Annotated in this window: 16 protein-coding genes and 1 tRNA gene; 15 read left to right on the forward strand and 2 right to left on the reverse strand. The window is 30.1% G+C overall.

Going from position 1 to position 17,019, the window contains the following annotated elements:
* The first annotated feature begins 45 nt into the window (after positions 1–45).
* The 11 genes from murA to CSPT_RS05680 are packed head-to-tail and all read left to right on the forward strand — an operon-like array spanning position 46 to position 10,622.
* Entirely contained in the window at positions 46–1,314 is a 1,269-nt protein-coding gene (murA, locus tag CSPT_RS05630) for a UDP-N-acetylglucosamine 1-carboxyvinyltransferase (protein WP_089182698.1), read from the forward strand.
* A 1-nt stretch (position 1,315) separates the two neighbouring features.
* Complete coding sequence (locus CSPT_RS05635; RefSeq protein ID WP_089182699.1) at positions 1,316–2,497, forward strand: molybdopterin molybdotransferase MoeA; 1,182 nt, start codon at positions 1,316–1,318, stop codon at positions 2,495–2,497.
* Entirely contained in the window at positions 2,497–3,369 is an 873-nt protein-coding gene (gene flgA, locus CSPT_RS05640; RefSeq protein WP_089182700.1) for a flagellar basal body P-ring formation chaperone FlgA, read from the forward strand. The genes CSPT_RS05635 and flgA overlap by 1 nt, the downstream gene beginning before the upstream one ends.
* Positions 3,366–3,914, forward strand: coding sequence for a UbiX family flavin prenyltransferase (locus tag CSPT_RS05645; protein WP_089182701.1), 549 nt, complete (start codon positions 3,366–3,368; stop codon positions 3,912–3,914). Before flgA ends, CSPT_RS05645 begins: the two co-directional genes overlap by 4 nt.
* Positions 3,915–3,973: 59 nt before the next feature.
* Positions 3,974–4,450, forward strand: coding sequence for a pantetheine-phosphate adenylyltransferase (gene coaD / locus CSPT_RS05650; protein ID WP_089182702.1), 477 nt, complete (start codon positions 3,974–3,976; stop codon positions 4,448–4,450).
* A complete protein-coding gene (tmk, locus tag CSPT_RS05655; RefSeq protein ID WP_089182703.1) occupies positions 4,444–5,025 on the forward strand; it encodes a dTMP kinase in 582 nt (193 codons plus the stop codon). Before coaD ends, tmk begins: the two co-directional genes overlap by 7 nt.
* Positions 5,018–6,259 (forward strand): histidine--tRNA ligase, encoded by a 1,242-nt coding sequence (gene hisS / locus CSPT_RS05660; protein WP_089182704.1) that lies wholly within the window; start codon positions 5,018–5,020, stop codon positions 6,257–6,259. Before tmk ends, hisS begins: the two co-directional genes overlap by 8 nt.
* A complete protein-coding gene (gene speA, locus CSPT_RS05665; protein WP_089182705.1) occupies positions 6,256–8,097 on the forward strand; it encodes a biosynthetic arginine decarboxylase in 1,842 nt (613 codons plus the stop codon). The genes hisS and speA overlap by 4 nt, the downstream gene beginning before the upstream one ends.
* 3 nt (positions 8,098–8,100) lie before the next feature.
* Positions 8,101–8,793 carry a serine O-acetyltransferase gene (gene cysE / locus CSPT_RS05670; RefSeq protein WP_089182706.1) on the forward strand — a complete coding sequence of 231 codons (693 nt, stop codon included), beginning with the start codon at positions 8,101–8,103 and terminating at the stop codon, positions 8,791–8,793.
* A gap of 26 nt (positions 8,794–8,819) precedes the next feature.
* Positions 8,820–9,419: a hypothetical protein gene (locus tag CSPT_RS05675; RefSeq protein WP_089182707.1), complete on the forward strand. Its 600-nt coding sequence runs from the start codon at positions 8,820–8,822 to the stop codon at positions 9,417–9,419.
* Between the two features lie 51 nt (positions 9,420–9,470).
* A complete protein-coding gene (locus CSPT_RS05680; protein ID WP_089182708.1) occupies positions 9,471–10,622 on the forward strand; it encodes a pyridoxal phosphate-dependent aminotransferase in 1,152 nt (383 codons plus the stop codon).
* Positions 10,623–10,690: 68 nt separating this feature from the next.
* On the opposite strand, the gene CSPT_RS05685 is transcribed toward CSPT_RS05680, so the two are convergent.
* On the reverse strand, positions 10,691–11,437 hold the full coding sequence (locus CSPT_RS05685; RefSeq protein ID WP_089182709.1) for a pyrroline-5-carboxylate reductase: 747 nt from the start codon (positions 11,435–11,437) through the stop codon (positions 10,691–10,693).
* A gap of 4 nt (positions 11,438–11,441) precedes the next feature.
* The gene (fliW, locus tag CSPT_RS05690; protein ID WP_089182710.1) at positions 11,442–11,831 is read right to left on the reverse strand and encodes a flagellar assembly protein FliW; all 390 of its coding nucleotides are present in this window, start codon (positions 11,829–11,831) and stop codon (positions 11,442–11,444) included.
* 143 nt (positions 11,832–11,974) lie between these two features.
* Between fliW and CSPT_RS05695 the strand changes: the two genes are divergently transcribed.
* The 4 genes from CSPT_RS05695 to CSPT_RS05710 all read left to right on the forward strand — a co-directional run bounded on the left by CSPT_RS05695 (position 11,975) and on the right by CSPT_RS05710 (position 16,995).
* Positions 11,975–12,619 (forward strand): outer membrane protein assembly factor BamD, encoded by a 645-nt coding sequence (locus tag CSPT_RS05695; protein ID WP_089182711.1) that lies wholly within the window; start codon positions 11,975–11,977, stop codon positions 12,617–12,619.
* Between the two features lie 8 nt (positions 12,620–12,627).
* Positions 12,628–15,030: an endopeptidase La gene (gene lon / locus CSPT_RS05700; RefSeq protein ID WP_235610052.1), complete on the forward strand. Its 2,403-nt coding sequence runs from the start codon at positions 12,628–12,630 to the stop codon at positions 15,028–15,030.
* A gap of 115 nt (positions 15,031–15,145) precedes the next feature.
* A tRNA-Phe gene (locus CSPT_RS05705) sits at positions 15,146–15,221 on the forward strand.
* Between the two features lie 436 nt (positions 15,222–15,657).
* Positions 15,658–16,995 carry a cation:dicarboxylate symporter family transporter gene (locus CSPT_RS05710; protein WP_089182712.1) on the forward strand — a complete coding sequence of 446 codons (1,338 nt, stop codon included), beginning with the start codon at positions 15,658–15,660 and terminating at the stop codon, positions 16,993–16,995.
* Positions 16,996–17,019: the final 24 nt, after the last annotated feature.

The following is a 17,019-nucleotide window of genomic DNA, read 5'->3' on the forward strand; positions in this document are numbered from 1 at the left end:
AGCAAATTTTAGCTACAATGGCAAAAATCAAAATCAAGGTTAAATATGTATCTATTATCGATAAAAGGTGGGTATAAATTAAGCGGCGAAGTAAAAATATGTGGTGCAAAAAATGCAGCCTTACCTTCCATAGCTTGTTCAATACTTTCGAAAAAACCTGTAAATATAAAAAACATACCAGAAGTTGAAGATATAAAAACTATATGCAAACTACTTGAAAATTTAGGCTCATCTTGTAAATTTATAAAATCACACCAAGTTAAAATAGACACAACTACGATAAATTCAACAAAAGCAACATATGATATCGTTAGAAAAATGAGAGCTTCTATCTTAGTTCTAGGACCACTTCTTGCAAGATTTCATCATTGTGAAGTTTCGCTTCCAGGTGGTTGTGCCATAGGTCAAAGACCGATAGACTTACACCTAAGTGCATTGGAAAAGATGGGTGCAAAAATAGAGATAAAAGAGGGATATGTTGTAGCTACTACACCAAAAGATGGACTAAAAGGTGCAAATATTATTTTTGATAAAATAACTGTCACTGGAAGCGAAAATATCATAATGGCAGCAGCTCTTGCAAACGGAACAACAAAAATCATAAATGCAGCAAAAGAGCCGGAAGTTGTAGCACTTTGTGAGATTTTATCACAAAGTGGAGTTGATATAAAGGGTATTGGCACAAGTGAGCTTATCATAAAAGGAAGCAGTGGAAAACTACTTGATATAAAGGAAATAAATGTTATACCAGATAGGATAGAAGCTGGAACTTATTTGTGTGCAGGAGCCATAACAAATTCACAAATTACCGTAAAAAATGTAAATCCAAACCATCTAGTAGCGGTGTTGGATAAATTTGAGAGTATGGGATATGGCATAAAAATAGACGGGGATTGCATAACTATATTACCAGCAAAAAAAATAAAACCCATAGAAATTATAACAAGCGAATATCCTGGCTTTCCAACAGATATGCAAACCCAATTTATGGCACTTTGTCTTGTTGCAAATGGAACTAGCGTAATTGATGAAAGACTTTTTGAAAACAGATTTATGCATGTAAGCGAACTTTTAAGAATGGGAGCAGATATAAAACTAAATGCTCATATTGCAACGATAAATGGTGGCATAAAACTAAACGCAACTGATGTAATGGCGACTGATTTAAGGGCAAGTTCAGCCCTTGTTCTAGCTGGGCTTGTTGCAAATGGAACTACAAGAGTTCATAGAATTTATCACCTAGATAGAGGCTATGAAAAGCTTGAGGCAAAACTATCTAAACTTGGTGCGAAAATTAAAAGATTAGAGGAATAAAATGAACTATAATGATGGGCTAAATTTACTTTTTTCAAAAATAAATACTTGCACTAAAAATGAATACACAAACATTGCCTCATCTTTAGGTAAAGTTTTAGCAAAAGATATCTACGCATCAAAAGATCTTCCATGCTTTGACAACAGTGCTCTTGATGGATATGCTTTTAAATTTGATGATAAAGATAACCCTTTAAACATCTCGCAAATAACCATTTTCGCCGGAGATAAAACACAATACCATGCAGCTAAAAACGAAGCAATTCGCATAATGACTGGTGCAATAATGCCAAAAAATACAGACACCATAGTTCGCCTTGAAGATGCCATTATAAAAGATAATAAACTTTTTATAGATGAAAAAACAAAGAAAAACAATGCTTTTAGATACAAAGGCGAAGAGATAAAAAGTGGAGAAATTTTACTAAAAAAAGGCACAAAAATAACTCCAAGTGAAATAATGCTTTTAGCAAGTCAAGGTATAAATGAAATTTTAGTTTTTTCAAAGCCAAGTATAGCACTTTTTTCAAGCGGAGATGAACTTGTAGAAGTTTGGGAAAATGCAAGTAGTGAGCAAATTTACAATGTAAATGCAAGTGCAATCGCATCTTTACTTAATTATAATGGATTTAAAAGTGTTTATAAGGGCATTATAAAAGACTCTTTAGAAGATACAAAAAAAGCTTTTTTATCAAATTTAAATTATGATGTTTTAATTTGCTCAGGAGGAGCTAGTAAGGGCGATAAAGACTTTATGAAAGAAGCACTTTTAGGCTTAGGATATAAAGAAATTTTTGATAGATTAAATTTAAAACCAGGCGGTCCTGTAAAAGTATTTATAAAAGATGATAAATTTGTTTTTATACTTCCGGGAAATCCCATGGCAGCATTTTTTACCTGTTTTTTAATACTAATCCCGGCTCTTAAAAAAATGAACGCACAAGCGGATTTTAAACACAAAACTATCAACACTAAAATTTCAAATACTATAAAATTAAAACCGCAAAGAACAAATATAATACTAGGCAATTACAATGATGGTGTTTTCACGCCATATTTGGAAAACTACGGATCAGGAATGATAAAACCACTTACTTTAAATAATGCTATTTGCTTATCAAATGAACAAAATTTAAAACTAGAAAGTGGCGATGAGATACAAATAATAAAATATACATTGTGATGAAAAAAATTATATTACTTACAATTATCCCACTTATTTGTTTTGCAAATGTAAAAATTTTACCACAATACTGCATAAACTCAAATTTCGTTATGCTTTATGATATAACAGAAGATCCCAAAGATACTGCTTTGCTTTTTGATCTAAACCAAACTAGCGTTAATAGCGAAATAATAAGACTAGAGCTTGTAAAAAATGGTATAAAATATAGAGATTTTAGCGGCGGAATTGTCGAATTTAAGCTTGATTGTTCCTTTATGGATATAGTTAAAAACAGCGTTTTAAAAGAAATTTACAAAAATTATGGAGATTTAAAGATAAATAATTTTGATATAACACCACAAACCAAACTTCCAAATGATCTTTTTTTATACGATATTGATAATATAAAAATCACAGATATACGAAATGAAAATGGCAAATTTATACTTTTTTTAAGAAAAAAAAATGATACAAATAACAGAAAAATTTTATTTTTTAAATACACACTAGATGCCAAAATCGGAGCTTTTATCGCAACAAAGGATATAAACGCGAAACATGTTTTAAATATCAGTGATTATAGATATGAATATATTGATTTAAAAGATTATAAAATAAATGCACTAAGCGATATACCGCAAAAAAATATAGTATCAAAACAAAAAATTAAACGAGGAAGTGTTTTAACATCAAGACAATTTGGCATAATGGCGGATGTTAAAAAAAACTCAACCATAAATGGTATTTTTATAGATAATGCTCTAAGCGTAAATGTAGAAGTTAGAGCCCTAGATAGCGGCGTTATAGGAGATATTATAAGAGTAAGAACAAATGACGGAAAACTTTTTAATGCTAAAATTATATCAAAAAATGGAGTATTGATACAATGAAGGTATTAGTTTGCATAAGCGGTGCAAGTGGCGTAAATTTAGGAATTAAACTGCTTTTAAATTTACCAAATAATTTAGAAATTTTTGCAGTAATTAGTCAAAATGCTAAGGATATTTTAAATATAGAAAATAATTCGGTTCTTGATAAAAGTAAATTTAAAAATATTACATTTTTTGATAACAAAGACTTAGGAGCACCTGTTTCAAGCGGTTCTTTTGGTATTTCAAAAACAATAATTGCACCATGTTCTATAAATACTTTAGGCAAAATTACATCAGGCATAAGCGATAATCTTATCACAAGATCAGCAGCAGTTGCCATAAAAGAAAAAAAGCAACTTATCTTAGGCGTTAGAGAAATGCCGCTTTCTTATATATCTCTAAATCAAATGGCTATGTTATCATCCATTGGAGTTATGATAGCACCGCCTGTTTATGCAAATTATTCAGATATTAAATCGCTTGATGACTTAGAAAACTTTTTTGTTGGAAAATGGCTTGATAGCTTAAATTTTGAGCATAATTTATATAAAAAATGGAGATAAATTAATGTATAATAAAATTTTAGATAAAATTACGATTTATTTTTTAGGTAGCAAATAAGATGTTTAAATCATGTATATATCCAGGGACATTTGACCCTATAACAAATGGTCATTTAGATGTTATCCAAAGAGCTAAAAAACTCTTTGATGAAGTTATAATCGCAGTTGCATTATCTGAGAATAAAAAACCATATTTTAGCTTAGAAAAACGCATTGAGATGACAAAAATAGCCACTAAAGAAATAAAAAATATAAAAGTAGTTGGCTTTGATAATCTACTAGTTGATTTTGCCAAAGAAAACGGTATAAACACAGTCATAAGGGGACTTAGGGCTGTTAGTGATTTTGAATACGAACTACAAATGGGATATGCAAATACCGCACTATGGAGCAACATAGAGACAATTTATCTAATGCCATCTTTAAAATACGCATTTGTAAGCAGCTCGGTGGTTAGATCTATTTTTTTACATGGTGGCGATGTTTCAAGCGTAGTGCCAAAAGAAATTTTACATATGTTGGATGAAAAATGTTAGTAACTATAGAAGGAATTGATGGAGTTGGCAAAAGCACTCAAATATCGCTTTTAGCAGATATTTACAAAGATGCCATAATCACAAAAGAGCCAGGTGGAACAAATTTTGGAAACAAAATAAGAGAGTTTTTATTACAAAATAGTGGTAAAATATCCTACAAATCTGAACTTTTACTATTTTTAGCAGATAGAGCACAACATTATGATGAGATTATAAAACCAAATAAAAATAAAATGATTTTTAGTGATAGAGGCTTTATATCTGGAATTGCTTATGCTATGGCAAACGATCCAGCGCTTGATATAGAAAAACTTATAGAATTTAATGAATTTGCATTAGATAATGATTTTGGAGATAAATTTATATTTTTAAAAGCAAATTTTGATATTTTAGAAAATAGACTTAATTTAAGAAATTTAGATAACATTGAAAAAAGAGGATTAGAATACTTAAAAAGAGTTGAGCACTATATGGAAATTTTATTTAAAAATAGCAACTTTAATGTTTTAAGCATTGATTCAACTCTTGATATACAAACTATCCATAAACAAATTTTGGAGTTTATAAATGATTAAAGCACTTAGAGGTATGAATGATATACTAAACGAAAAAGCCCAAATTTACAAACATATTGTGGAAATTTGCGAAAGTGTGGCTTTAAATTTTGGATATAGTTTTATTGAGACACCAAAACTTGAAAACACTTCTCTTTTTAAAAGAAGTGTTGGCGAGAGTAGCGATATCGTTGGCAAAGAAATGTATGAATTTACAGACAAAGGCGGAAATGATGTTTGTTTAAGACCAGAAGGAACCGCGGGCGTTGTTAGAGCTTTTATAGAACATAAATTTGATAAAACAAGTGGCGTTAAAAGATATTTCTATCACGGAAGTATGTTTAGATACGAAAGACCACAAAAAGGGCGTTTGAGAGAATTTCATCAGTTTGGTATAGAATGCTTTGGAGAAAATAGCATTTATGAAGATGCTAGTGTTATCATAATAGGTGCTAAAATATTGCAAAAATTAGGCATAAAAACAACCCTAAAAATAAACTCGCTAGGCGATAAAAATTGTATGCCTGAATATAAAAATAAACTTGTTACTTTTCTAAATAATATACAAGATGAACTTTGCGAGGATTGCAAAAGACGCATACAAACAAACCCAATAAGAGTTTTAGATTGTAAAGTTGATCATTGCAAGGAAGTTTTAAAAAATGCACCGCTTATTATAAATAATCTAAGCAAAGAGTGCGAAAGCGAATTTAAAAAACTACAAGAAATTTTAACAAAAAATGGCATTAAATTTGAAATAGATCCAAAACTTGTGCGTGGACTTGATTATTATACAAAAACAGCTTTTGAGTTTGTTAGTGATGAAATAGGCTCACAAAGTGCGGTTTTGGGTGGCGGAAGATATGATAATTTAGTTGAGTTTTTAGGCGGAAAACCGACATATGGCGTAGGATTTGCCCTTGGCATAGAAAGAATAATGGAAATTTTATCTTCCAAAGACTACAAAATACAAAGAAAAAAAATATATTTATGTGCTTTGGATGATAAATTTATAGATCAAATTTACAATCTTTGCTTAAATTTAAGAGATGAATATGAAGTAGAAATATCTTATGAGGCAAAAAATGCAACAAAACACTTAAAAAACGCTGACAATATAAATGCTAATGTGTTTTTGTGCGTAGGAGAAGATGAAGCGAAAAACAGCGAAATTTGGTATAAAAATTTACAAAATAAACAAGATAAAAAGATCAAAATTTCAGATATAAAACAAGAATTAAAGGCAAATTTATGAATGATTATGGTCTTAGCATTTGGGGTAATTCAAATTTTACAATAGATGGCGGCGGTAGAGTCTGCTTAAATACAGATTTTAAACCAGCTTTGATAGATATGATAAACGATATTAGGCAAGATGGCATAAGGGGACCGATATTGCTTAGGTTTCCACATCTTATAAAAAAGCAAATAGTTGAAATTTATTCAAATTTCCAAAGAGCCATAAAAGAATTTGATTACAATGGCAATTTTAGTGCAGTTTATCCGCTTAAAGTAAATCAATATCCAGGTTTTGTAAAAAACTTAGTTAAGATAGGAAATCCCTATAAATACGGGCTAGAAGCTGGAAGCAAAGCTGAGCTTTTATTAGCAATGGCTTATAATAACTTCGAAGCACCAATTACAGTAAATGGTTTTAAAGATAAAGAGCTAATAAATATAGGTTTTATTGCAGCAGAAATGGGGCATAATATAACTCTTACCATTGAAGGGTTAAGTGAATTAAAAGGGATAATTGAAACTGCCAAAGAGAGATTTAAGCCAAAACCAAATATCGGTCTTAGAATAAGACTTCACAGCTCTGGAAGCGGTGCTTGGGCAAAAAGTGCCGGCATTAATTCTAAATTTGGATTAACATCAACAGAGCTAATAGAAGCTATGAATTTATTAAAAGAGGCAAATTTACTTGATAAATTTACAATGATACATTTTCATATAGGTTCTCAAATAAACGAAATTCATCCTCTTAAAAAAGCCTTAACTGAAGCTGGAAATATATATGCAGAACTTAGAAAAATGGGGGCAAAAAACCTAAAAGCTATAAATTTGGGCGGTGGATTAGCTGTCGAATACTCACAAATGAAAGAAAACTCTCTTAGAAACTATACTTTAAGAGAGTATGCAAACGATGTTGTATTTTTACTAAAAACAATATCAAATCAAAAAAAAGTTGAAGAACCAAATATATTTATAGAATCTGGCAGATATGTCTCTGCAAATCACGCTGTTTTAGTTGCACCTGTTTTGGAGCTATTTTCACAAGAGTACTCAGAGGATAAAATATGTCTTAAAAAAACAAATCCTCCGCTTATAACAGAGCTTTATGATTTATATCAAAACATAAAACCAACAAATGCTCTTGAATATCTTCACGACTCAATAGCTCATATGGAAAGCGTTTTAACACTATTTGATTTAGGATATGCGGATTTGCAAGATAGATCAAATGCGGAAATACTTGCAAATCTTATAATGAAAAAAGCAGTTGCAATGCTTGGAAATAAACAAAATTTTAGTGATTTATCAAAAATACAAAATGAAGTCCAAGAGCGATATCTTGTAAATTTTTCGTTATTTCAATCTTTACCTGATTTTTGGGGATTAAAACAGCATTTTCCAATAATGCCTCTTGAAAAACTTGACGAACGCCCAACCAGATCGGCTTCTATTTGGGATATAACCTGTGATAGTGATGGAGAAATCCCTTTTGATATAGATAAAAATCAACTTTTCTTACACGATATTGATATACAAAACGAAAACTATTATCTAGGATTTTTCTTAGTTGGTGCCTATCAAGAAGTTTTAGGAATGAGTCATAATCTTTTTACCCATCCAACTGAAGCCACGATAACGCTAAAAGAAAATGGTGGTTATGAGATATCAGATGTGCTAGAATCACAATCAGTTCTTGACATTTTAGAAGATATGGATTATGATGTTTATGAGATAAGAGACACATTAAATGAGAGAATTGAAAAATCAGAGCTTGTTGATGAAAAACAAAAAAAACATATTTTAGGTGAATTATATCTATTTTTAAATGATAACGGATACCTAAAAACCATAGGTTGAGACATGGAATTTTTAAATATTATAAAAGAAGATTTTTTAGAACCAAAAAGGCAAGATCCGGCTTTTAATAGCTTGTTAGAGATATTTTTTAACTATCCTGGGGTTTGGGCTATTATAAACCATCGTTTTGCACATTTTTTTCATACCAAAGGATTTAAAAGATTAGCTAGAGTAATGGCTGGAATTTCAAGATTTTTCACAGGAGTTGATATTCACCCTGCTGCAAAAGTAGGAAGAAGAGTTTTTTTAGACCACGCAACTGGAATTGTTATAGGAGAAACTGCCGAAATTGGCAATAGAGTATTGTTATATCAAGGCGTAACTTTAGGTGGCGTTAGCCTAGATAGAGGAAAACGCCATCCTACCTTAAAAGAAGGCGTTGTAGTTGGTGCTGGAGCTAAAATTTTAGGAAATATCACAATAGGAAAAAACTCTAAAATAGGAGCAAATTCCGTTGTAGTAAAAAATGTTCCACCAAATTGTACTGCTGTTGGAATTCCCGCTACAGTACTTGGAGGTTGTGATAAAACACCACTTTCTCATAACAAAATTCCAAATATAAACAAAGAGCTATTTGAATATATTGTAAAAAGAATTTCAATAATTGAAGAAATTTTACAAAAAGACAACGAAGATATATTATCAAAAGATAAGGCTTTAGAAGAGTTATATAAAAAATATATTATTAAAAATTAAAAAGTTTTAAAAAAAGGGTTAAATTTATGAATTTAATAAAACATATTTTAATATTTTTAATAATGAGTTTTATTTTACTTACCATAATGCTTGTATCATACGCTAATATCAACATTGAAGATATAAACGATATAGCAAGTGAATATTCTTTTATTGGAATTTCACAAGAAATAATACTTTTTATTATTATTTGTATATATTTTTATATGGCAAAACAAATATATATTTTAAAACACATTTGCATACTTATAGGATCATTTTTTATGTGTATGTTAATAAGAGAGCTTGATTTCTTATTTGATATATTGCATCATGGTTCTTGGTTTTATTTTGCTATTATAACAACTATTACTGGCACAATACTTGCTTTTAGGGATAAAAATAAACTTTTAAATGGCTTTGAATACTATAAAAACTTACCATATTTTGGCATGATGATATCTGGACTTTTAACAATACTAGTATTTTCAAGATTATTTGGAACAACTATGTTTTGGAATTTATTATTACCAAATAATTATGCAAATATTGTCAAAAATATAGTTCAAGAAGGAAGTGAGTTTTTTGGATATATCTTATGTTTATTTTCAAGTATATACTTTATGATTAAAACAAGAAAAAAATAGTATAATAATTATGTTTTAAATTTACTACATTGATTTCATAAAGGATATCTAATGAATATAAATCTCACAAATAGAGCTAAATCTATTAAAGAATCTGTAACAATGGCAATAAGTGCAAAAGCAAAAGAAATGAAAGCTAATGGCATAGATGTTATAAGTTTGAGTGCAGGAGAACCAGACTTTGATACACCAGAGATAATAAAAAGTGCCGTAAAAGTTGCTTTATCACAAGGTTGTTCAAAATACACTCCAGTACCAGGAACTCCTGAAGTTTTACAAGCTATAAAAACAAAACTCAAAAAAGACAATAATTTAGAATATGAAACAAATGAGATAATAACAAATATTGGTGCTAAACACTCCATTTTCAATATAATTCAAGCTATGATAGAGCAAGGCGATGAAGTTATCATACCAGCACCTTACTGGGTAAGTTATCCTGAAATAGTTAAATTTGCAGGCGGAACACCAGTGATTATAAATACAGATGAGAGTAGTAAATTTAAGATTACAGCTGGGCAACTAAAAAACGCTATTACGCCAAAAAGCAAATTACTCATACTAAATTCTCCAAGTAACCCAACAGGTTCAATATACACAAAAGAAGAATTAAGCCAATTTGCTGAAATTTTAAAAGATACAAATATAGTTGTAATCAGTGATGAAATTTATGAAAAATTAGTATTTGATGGAGAATTTTGCGCAACAGCAAGTATAAGTGAAGATATGTTAAAACGCACAATAACTATAAATGGACTTAGCAAATGCGGTGCAATGCCAGGATGGAGATTTGGCTATATGGCTTGTAAAATTCCAGAGCTTACAAAAGCTGTTAAATCTATACAAAGTCAAAGTACATCAAATATAAGTTCTATTGTTCAAGCAGGGGCAATTCCTGGATTACTTGGCGAATCAAACGAAGATGTAGAAAAAATGAATAAAGCATACAAAAAACGAAGAGACTACGCTGTAAAAGCAATAAATGATATAAAAGGATTAAAAGCATTAAAGCCAGATGGGGCTTTTTATATATTTGTAAATTGTAGTGAGATAGAAAAAGATTCTATGAAATTTTGCAAAGATATGTTAAGTGAAGCTAAAGTAGCGGTAGTTCCAGGCATAGGATTTGGATTAGATGGATATTTTAGAATGTCTTATGCAACAGATTTAGATAGTATCAAAAAAGGTATAGATAGAATCTGAAAACTACAAAAAATAGTAAATTTGGTAAGCTTTAAATAAAGCTTACCATTTTTTATTAAAATATAAATTTATTTACTCGCTTTATCTATACTTGCTTTGATAGCTTTTATAAAAGCAGATCTTACTGAATGCTCCTCTAAGACATTAACACCTTCTATAGTAGTTCCAGCAGGCGAGCAAACAGACTCTTTTATAAGAGCTGGATGAGATTCTTTTAGCAGGGCTGATATACTTTTAAAAACACCAGCGGTAATACTATGAGCTATATCTTTTTTAAGCCCTTTACTAACACAACCACAAGCCATAGCTTCAGCAACCAAAGCCAAATACGCCGGTGCACAGCCACTTATCGCCATTGCCATATTTAGCTCATCTTCACTATCGACTCTACAAATTTCACCAAATGTAGATAAAATAACCTCATCTTCATTTTGGCAATCTTTTGAGAAAAAAGGAGTTATGGAAGATTTAAATTTAGCCGCTATATTTGGCATAGCTTTTATATATCTATTTGAAGAAATTTGATTTTTTATCTCTTCAAGAGAAGATGTAGCCAAAACACTTATAATCAAATCAGCTTTTCCGCTTAAAATTTGACTAACACTATCAAGAGCGTAAGGTTTAAAAGCTAGTATTATAAATTTATTATTTATATCAAATTTATCTCCATAAAGCTCTGTTTTAAAGCCTTGTTTTGCTAAATTTTCTAATTTTTGTCTGTTTCTGCCAACCAAAACAATGCTATATTTATCTTTTAATCCAAAAGCCATAGCAGTCGCCATAGCTCCATTACCAAGTATAAAAATTTCTTCCATAAATTTAGTTGTCTTTATTTATATAGTTAGCTATCCTATCAGCTTGTTTGTATTGAGGATAACCAACTGTATCAAGTATAACTTGAGAAATGGTATTATTTGTCATATTACAAACTATAGGGGCAACGAAATTCATAGTTGATTCTTCAAGTGGTGAATTAAGTGCAACTATAACATAAACTCTAAGTTCGCTATCATCTTTTATATCCATAAGTTTTATATAATAATCCGGAATTTCAAAAGCATAATCTCTAAATCCATAAGGATTTATTAGTGTAAAAGTTGTTTTATCATCCTGGCTTTCCAATCTTGCAAAAAAATCATCTATCTGAACAATCTTAGCCTTTTTTATCTGTTCAAAACCCAATATAGGACTTTTTATATCAAAAATCATGATACTCTCCTTATAAATTTATATTATTATGTTATTCTATCATTTTTTTATCAAAAAGCATATAAATATCCCTTTTTTATAAACAAATAAAATAAAAAAGTGTAAAATTATGCCAAGAATTTATTTTATAAGGAAATTGCTATATGAAAATATCATATAAATATATTATTGCGATATTAATTGCGTTTGTAATGACTGCATGCTCAACAAAATCTGATGAAATTTACAACTTATCCCCAGATGCGTGGTATTCTCTGATAATAAAAGATATTAGGGATAGAGACTTAGAAAGTGCCGATAAGCACTATACATCCATGCAAAGCGAACATGTCGCTTCGCCACTGCTAGAAACTATTTTAATAATTTTAGCACAAGCACATATGGAAGATGAAGAGTATCTGCTTGCAAACTACTATTTGGATGAATATATAAAAAAATACGGGGATTATAAAAAGACAGAATATGCAGAGTTTTTAAAAATGAAAGCAAATTTCGACTCATTTATAAGACCAAATAGAAATCAAAAACTAATGGATGATACAACTGCTCAAATACAAAATTTTTTATACAAATATCCAAACTCAATGTATAGACCATTAGCCGAGACAATGTTGCTTAAATTTAATCTTGCTACACACTATTTAGATCTACAAATAGCAGATTTATATGAAAGAACTGGTAGAGATATATCTGCTGAAATTTATAAAGAAAAGATAAATAATTCCCCTTATAAAGATACAAATTTAATACCACCAACACTTCCGTGGTATAGAAGCATTTTTGAATAGGAGAAAATATGATAAGCAAGATTGAAAGTTTGCCAATGCAAATATCTGTTTTAGTAGAAGATAGTCTTTTTTTATATCCTTTTATGATTACGCCAATTTTTATAGAAGATAATGAAAATATAGAAGCTATAAATTACGCACAAGAAAACTCTAAACCTATACTTATAACTACAACCAAGCCTCAAAATGATGGTAGTAGAGACTTCGATGATATTTTTGATTGTGGTGTTATAGGAAATATCATGAGACGCTCTACCATTCCTGATGGAAGAGTAAAAATACTTTTTCAAGGTATTCAAAAAGGTCGCATAATTAAACAAATACAAAAAACGCCATTGATAGCTGAAGTTGATGCCATAGAAGAGATTTTGCCTGAGCCAAATAAGGTTGAAGCACTTATGAATACACTTATAGAAAAAGTAAAAACGCTAAACAAATTTATAAGTTACTTTCCACCAGAACTTCTTAAAGCCATAGAAGAAAATATAGATCCCATAAGGATTTGCGACCTTATATCAAGCTCTCTTAGATTAAAAAAAGATTTGGCTTATGAGTTTTTTATAGAAACTAAATTTGAAAAAAAAGCTTTAAGACTGATTGATTATATAACAGAAGAGATAAAATCCCATAAGATAGAAAAAGATATCAAAAGCAAAGTTCATTCTCGTATAGAAAAAGTAAATAAAGAGTATTTTTTAAAAGAACAACTAAAACAAATTCAAGAAGAATTAGGCACAGATAATAGCAAAGAAGAAGAAATTCAAGAATACAAGAAAAAGTTAGAAACTAAAAAGAAATTTATATCAACTGAGGCTTATAAAGAGATAAAAAAACAAATAGACAAACTAGCTCGCCTTCATCCAGATTCGGCCGATGCTGGAATGGTGCAAAGCTACCTTGACTGGACACTTGAAGTGCCTTTTGAAAAAATCTCAAAACAAAAATCCAGCATAGCACAAGTCTCAAAACAGCTAAATAAAGACCACTACTCTTTAAAAAAACCAAAAGAGAGAATAGAAGAGTATTTCGCACTAAGAGAGCTCATAGAAAAAAGAAAAAGCGACAATAAACTAAATAATGGTGCCATAATATGCTTTGCAGGGCCTCCTGGCGTTGGTAAAACTAGCCTTGCAAACTCAATAGCAAAAGCATTAAAAAGAGAGCTTATACGCGTAGCTCTTGGTGGATTAGAAGATGTAAATGAGCTTAGAGGGCATAGAAGAACCTACATAGGTGCAATGCCTGGTAGGATAGTTCAAGGTCTTATAGAAGCAAAACAGATGAATCCTGTAATGGTTTTAGATGAGATAGACAAGATAGGAAGCGGACATAGGGGTGATCCAAGTGCTGTAATGCTTGAAATTTTAGATCCTGAGCAAAATTCTAAATTTAGAGATTATTATCTAAATTTTGACATAGATCTTAGCAAAATTATATTTATAGCCACAGCAAATGATGTGAGTATGATACCACCAGCCCTTAGAGATAGAATGGAGTTTATTTTTCTTAGCTCCTATACACCGCAAGAAAAATTTGAAATAGCCAAAAAATACTTAATACCACAAGAAATACAAAAACATGCTCTAAGCACAAAAGAGGTAATTTTTCAAAATGACGCGATAGAACTTATCATAAGTGAATACACAAGAGAGAGTGGTGTTAGAAATTTAAGAAGAAAAATAGCAGATATTCTAAGAAAAGTAGCCAAAAATATAGTTTTAAGCGACAATGAGATTAAAAAAACAACTATAACAAAAGCAAAAGTTAAAGAGTATTTAGAAAAGAAAATTTTTGAGATAGATGAGATCAAAAGAGCTCCACAAGTTGGTATAGTAAATGGTCTTGCTTGGACGAGCGTTGGCGGGGATGTTCTTAAAATAGAAGCTATAAAAATACGCGGTAAAGGACTACTTCAATTAACAGGGCAACTTGGCGATGTTATGAAAGAATCGGCTCAAATTGCATATAGTGTTGTAAAAGTTTTAATAGACGAAAAATATCTAAAAGTTCCAAAAAATCTTATTCCAAAAACACAAGATGAAAAAAATGATGATGAAATTTACCACAAATACGACCTTCATCTACATGTCCCAGAAGGTGCAACTCCAAAAGATGGTCCAAGTGCTGGAATAACTATAGCAACAGCAATTGCTTCTATTTTTACAAACCAAAAAATAAGATCAGATGTTGCAATGACAGGAGAAATAACATTAAGCGGCGATGTATTGCCAATAGGCGGTTTAAAAGAAAAATTAATTGCAGCCCATAAAGCTGGTGTAAAATTAGCTCTAATTCCTCAAAAAAACTATGATAGAGACTTAGATGAAATACCAGATGAAGTTAAAAAAGCTATAGATATACAACCAGTTAAACATATAAGAGATGTATTAAAATATGCTTTTACAAAATGATAAATTTGACCTTGAAAAAGGTCAAATTTATACTAGATTACAAAAAAATATAAAAATTTAGTATAATTAAACAAATTTTAATAAATACCAAGATATAATTATAATTCTTTTTCGTGGTTAGATAGCTCAGTCGGTAGAGCAGCAGACTGAAAATCTGCGTGTCGGCAGTTCGATTCTGCCTCTGACCACCATTTATTATCTCCATATAAATAAAAACAATCAAAGTTATTTTATATCAAGCAATTATATTTTAATCAAAACACATAGTAAAACAAGCTTTTATCAAATAAAGTATTTACAAAATTACACATTTTCTAAATTTATTCTTTAATTAAAAAACTACTTTTATTTATATATTTATAAGCCAACCAATACATCGTTATTTGCTATGAAAATACCAAAAATGCTTATAAATTAGAGTCTAAATACTTTAAATATTTCTATATATAAAATAATTTTACTTTATAAAATACAATAAAACGATAACTTTAAATAATATAAAATTAAGAAAAAACAATGTATATTACTACCCGTATATTTTTTATTATTTTATTATAAATAATAAATTTAATATATAAATAAAATTTAAAAATACTTTATGTAGATTATATGTTAATTAGGAAAGAAATGAAAACACTCACAAAAAAATCTCGCACCATAAAACTATTAACTAATTTAGCTTTTTGGGTTGTATTTGGGATAATTGCTGGTATATTACTTGGTATAATAAATCCCCCACTAGCAGAATCACACACAGTAAAACAAGGTGCGGTAATATTTATAAAAGTACTTAAAATGATGATAGGTCCTATAATTTTTCTAACCATAGTCTCTGGTATAGCCGGGCTTCATAGCCTAAAAGAGCTTGGTTCGATTGGATTAAAAGCTTTCATATATTTTGAAGTTGTTTCAACTCTTGCCCTTGCAATTGGCATAGCTGTCCCAAAAATTTTACAACCAGGGTCTGGAATGAACTTAAAGATAGAGGATTTGGATACCAAGGGTGTTGATAAATTTATAACTCAATCAAAAAATATTGCCCTAGATCCAAATGCAAGCCCAATAGAAAATATGTTTAATGAAATTTGGCATATTTTAAAAGGTGCTGTACCATCTGACCCAATTACACCTTTTATTACCGGAAATACCATTCAAGTGCTATTTATGGCTATTGTAACTGCTGTTATTATATCGTTTTTATCGCACAAGCACAAAGATATTATCATGAAACCAATTATCAGTTTGCAGCACATTGTGCTTAAAATCCTAAGCATTTTTATGTGGTTTAGTCCAATTGCTGCATTTTCGGCAATGGCTTATCTAATCGGTCATTTTGGATTAAATACACTATGGGGCATGATAAACTTGCTTCTTGTTATGCTATTTTCTTGTTGTTTGTTTATTTTTGGAATACTTGGCATCATTTGTTACTTTGCAAAAATTAATATATTTAAATTTATGCGTTTTATCTCAAAAGAAGTTCTTATAGTTTTTGCCACAAGCTCAAGCGAAACCGCACTTGCCCCACTTATGCAAAAACTAGAAAAAGCAGGAATTCAAAGAGGTTCGGTTGGATTAATAATACCAACTGGCTACTCGTTTAATCTAGATTGTACAAATATATATTTAGCAATGAGTGTTATTTTTCTTGCACAAGCTTTTAACATTGATTTATCATTTATGCATCTACTTATGACGCTGCTTATTTTGATGATTACAAGTAAAGGTGCAGTAGGTGTTACTGGATCAGGGTTTATTATCTTAGCAGGAACACTTTCTGCACTAGATGTCATACCAGTAGCAACAGTTGCTGTTTTGCTTGGAGTTGATAAATTTATGAGCGAAATGCGTGCTGTTGGAAATCTATGCGGTAATGCCGTTGGCTGTTTAATTGTTTCAATATGGGATAAAAAAGTTGATTTGACTAAATTTAGATATGCCCTAGATCATCCAGAAGAATTTTAATTTGATATCAACAAAACGCTTTAT

The organism is Campylobacter sputorum subsp. sputorum, from assembly GCF_008245005.1.
In the GTDB taxonomy this organism is placed as follows: Bacteria; Campylobacterota; Campylobacteria; order Campylobacterales; family Campylobacteraceae; genus Campylobacter_F; species Campylobacter_F sputorum.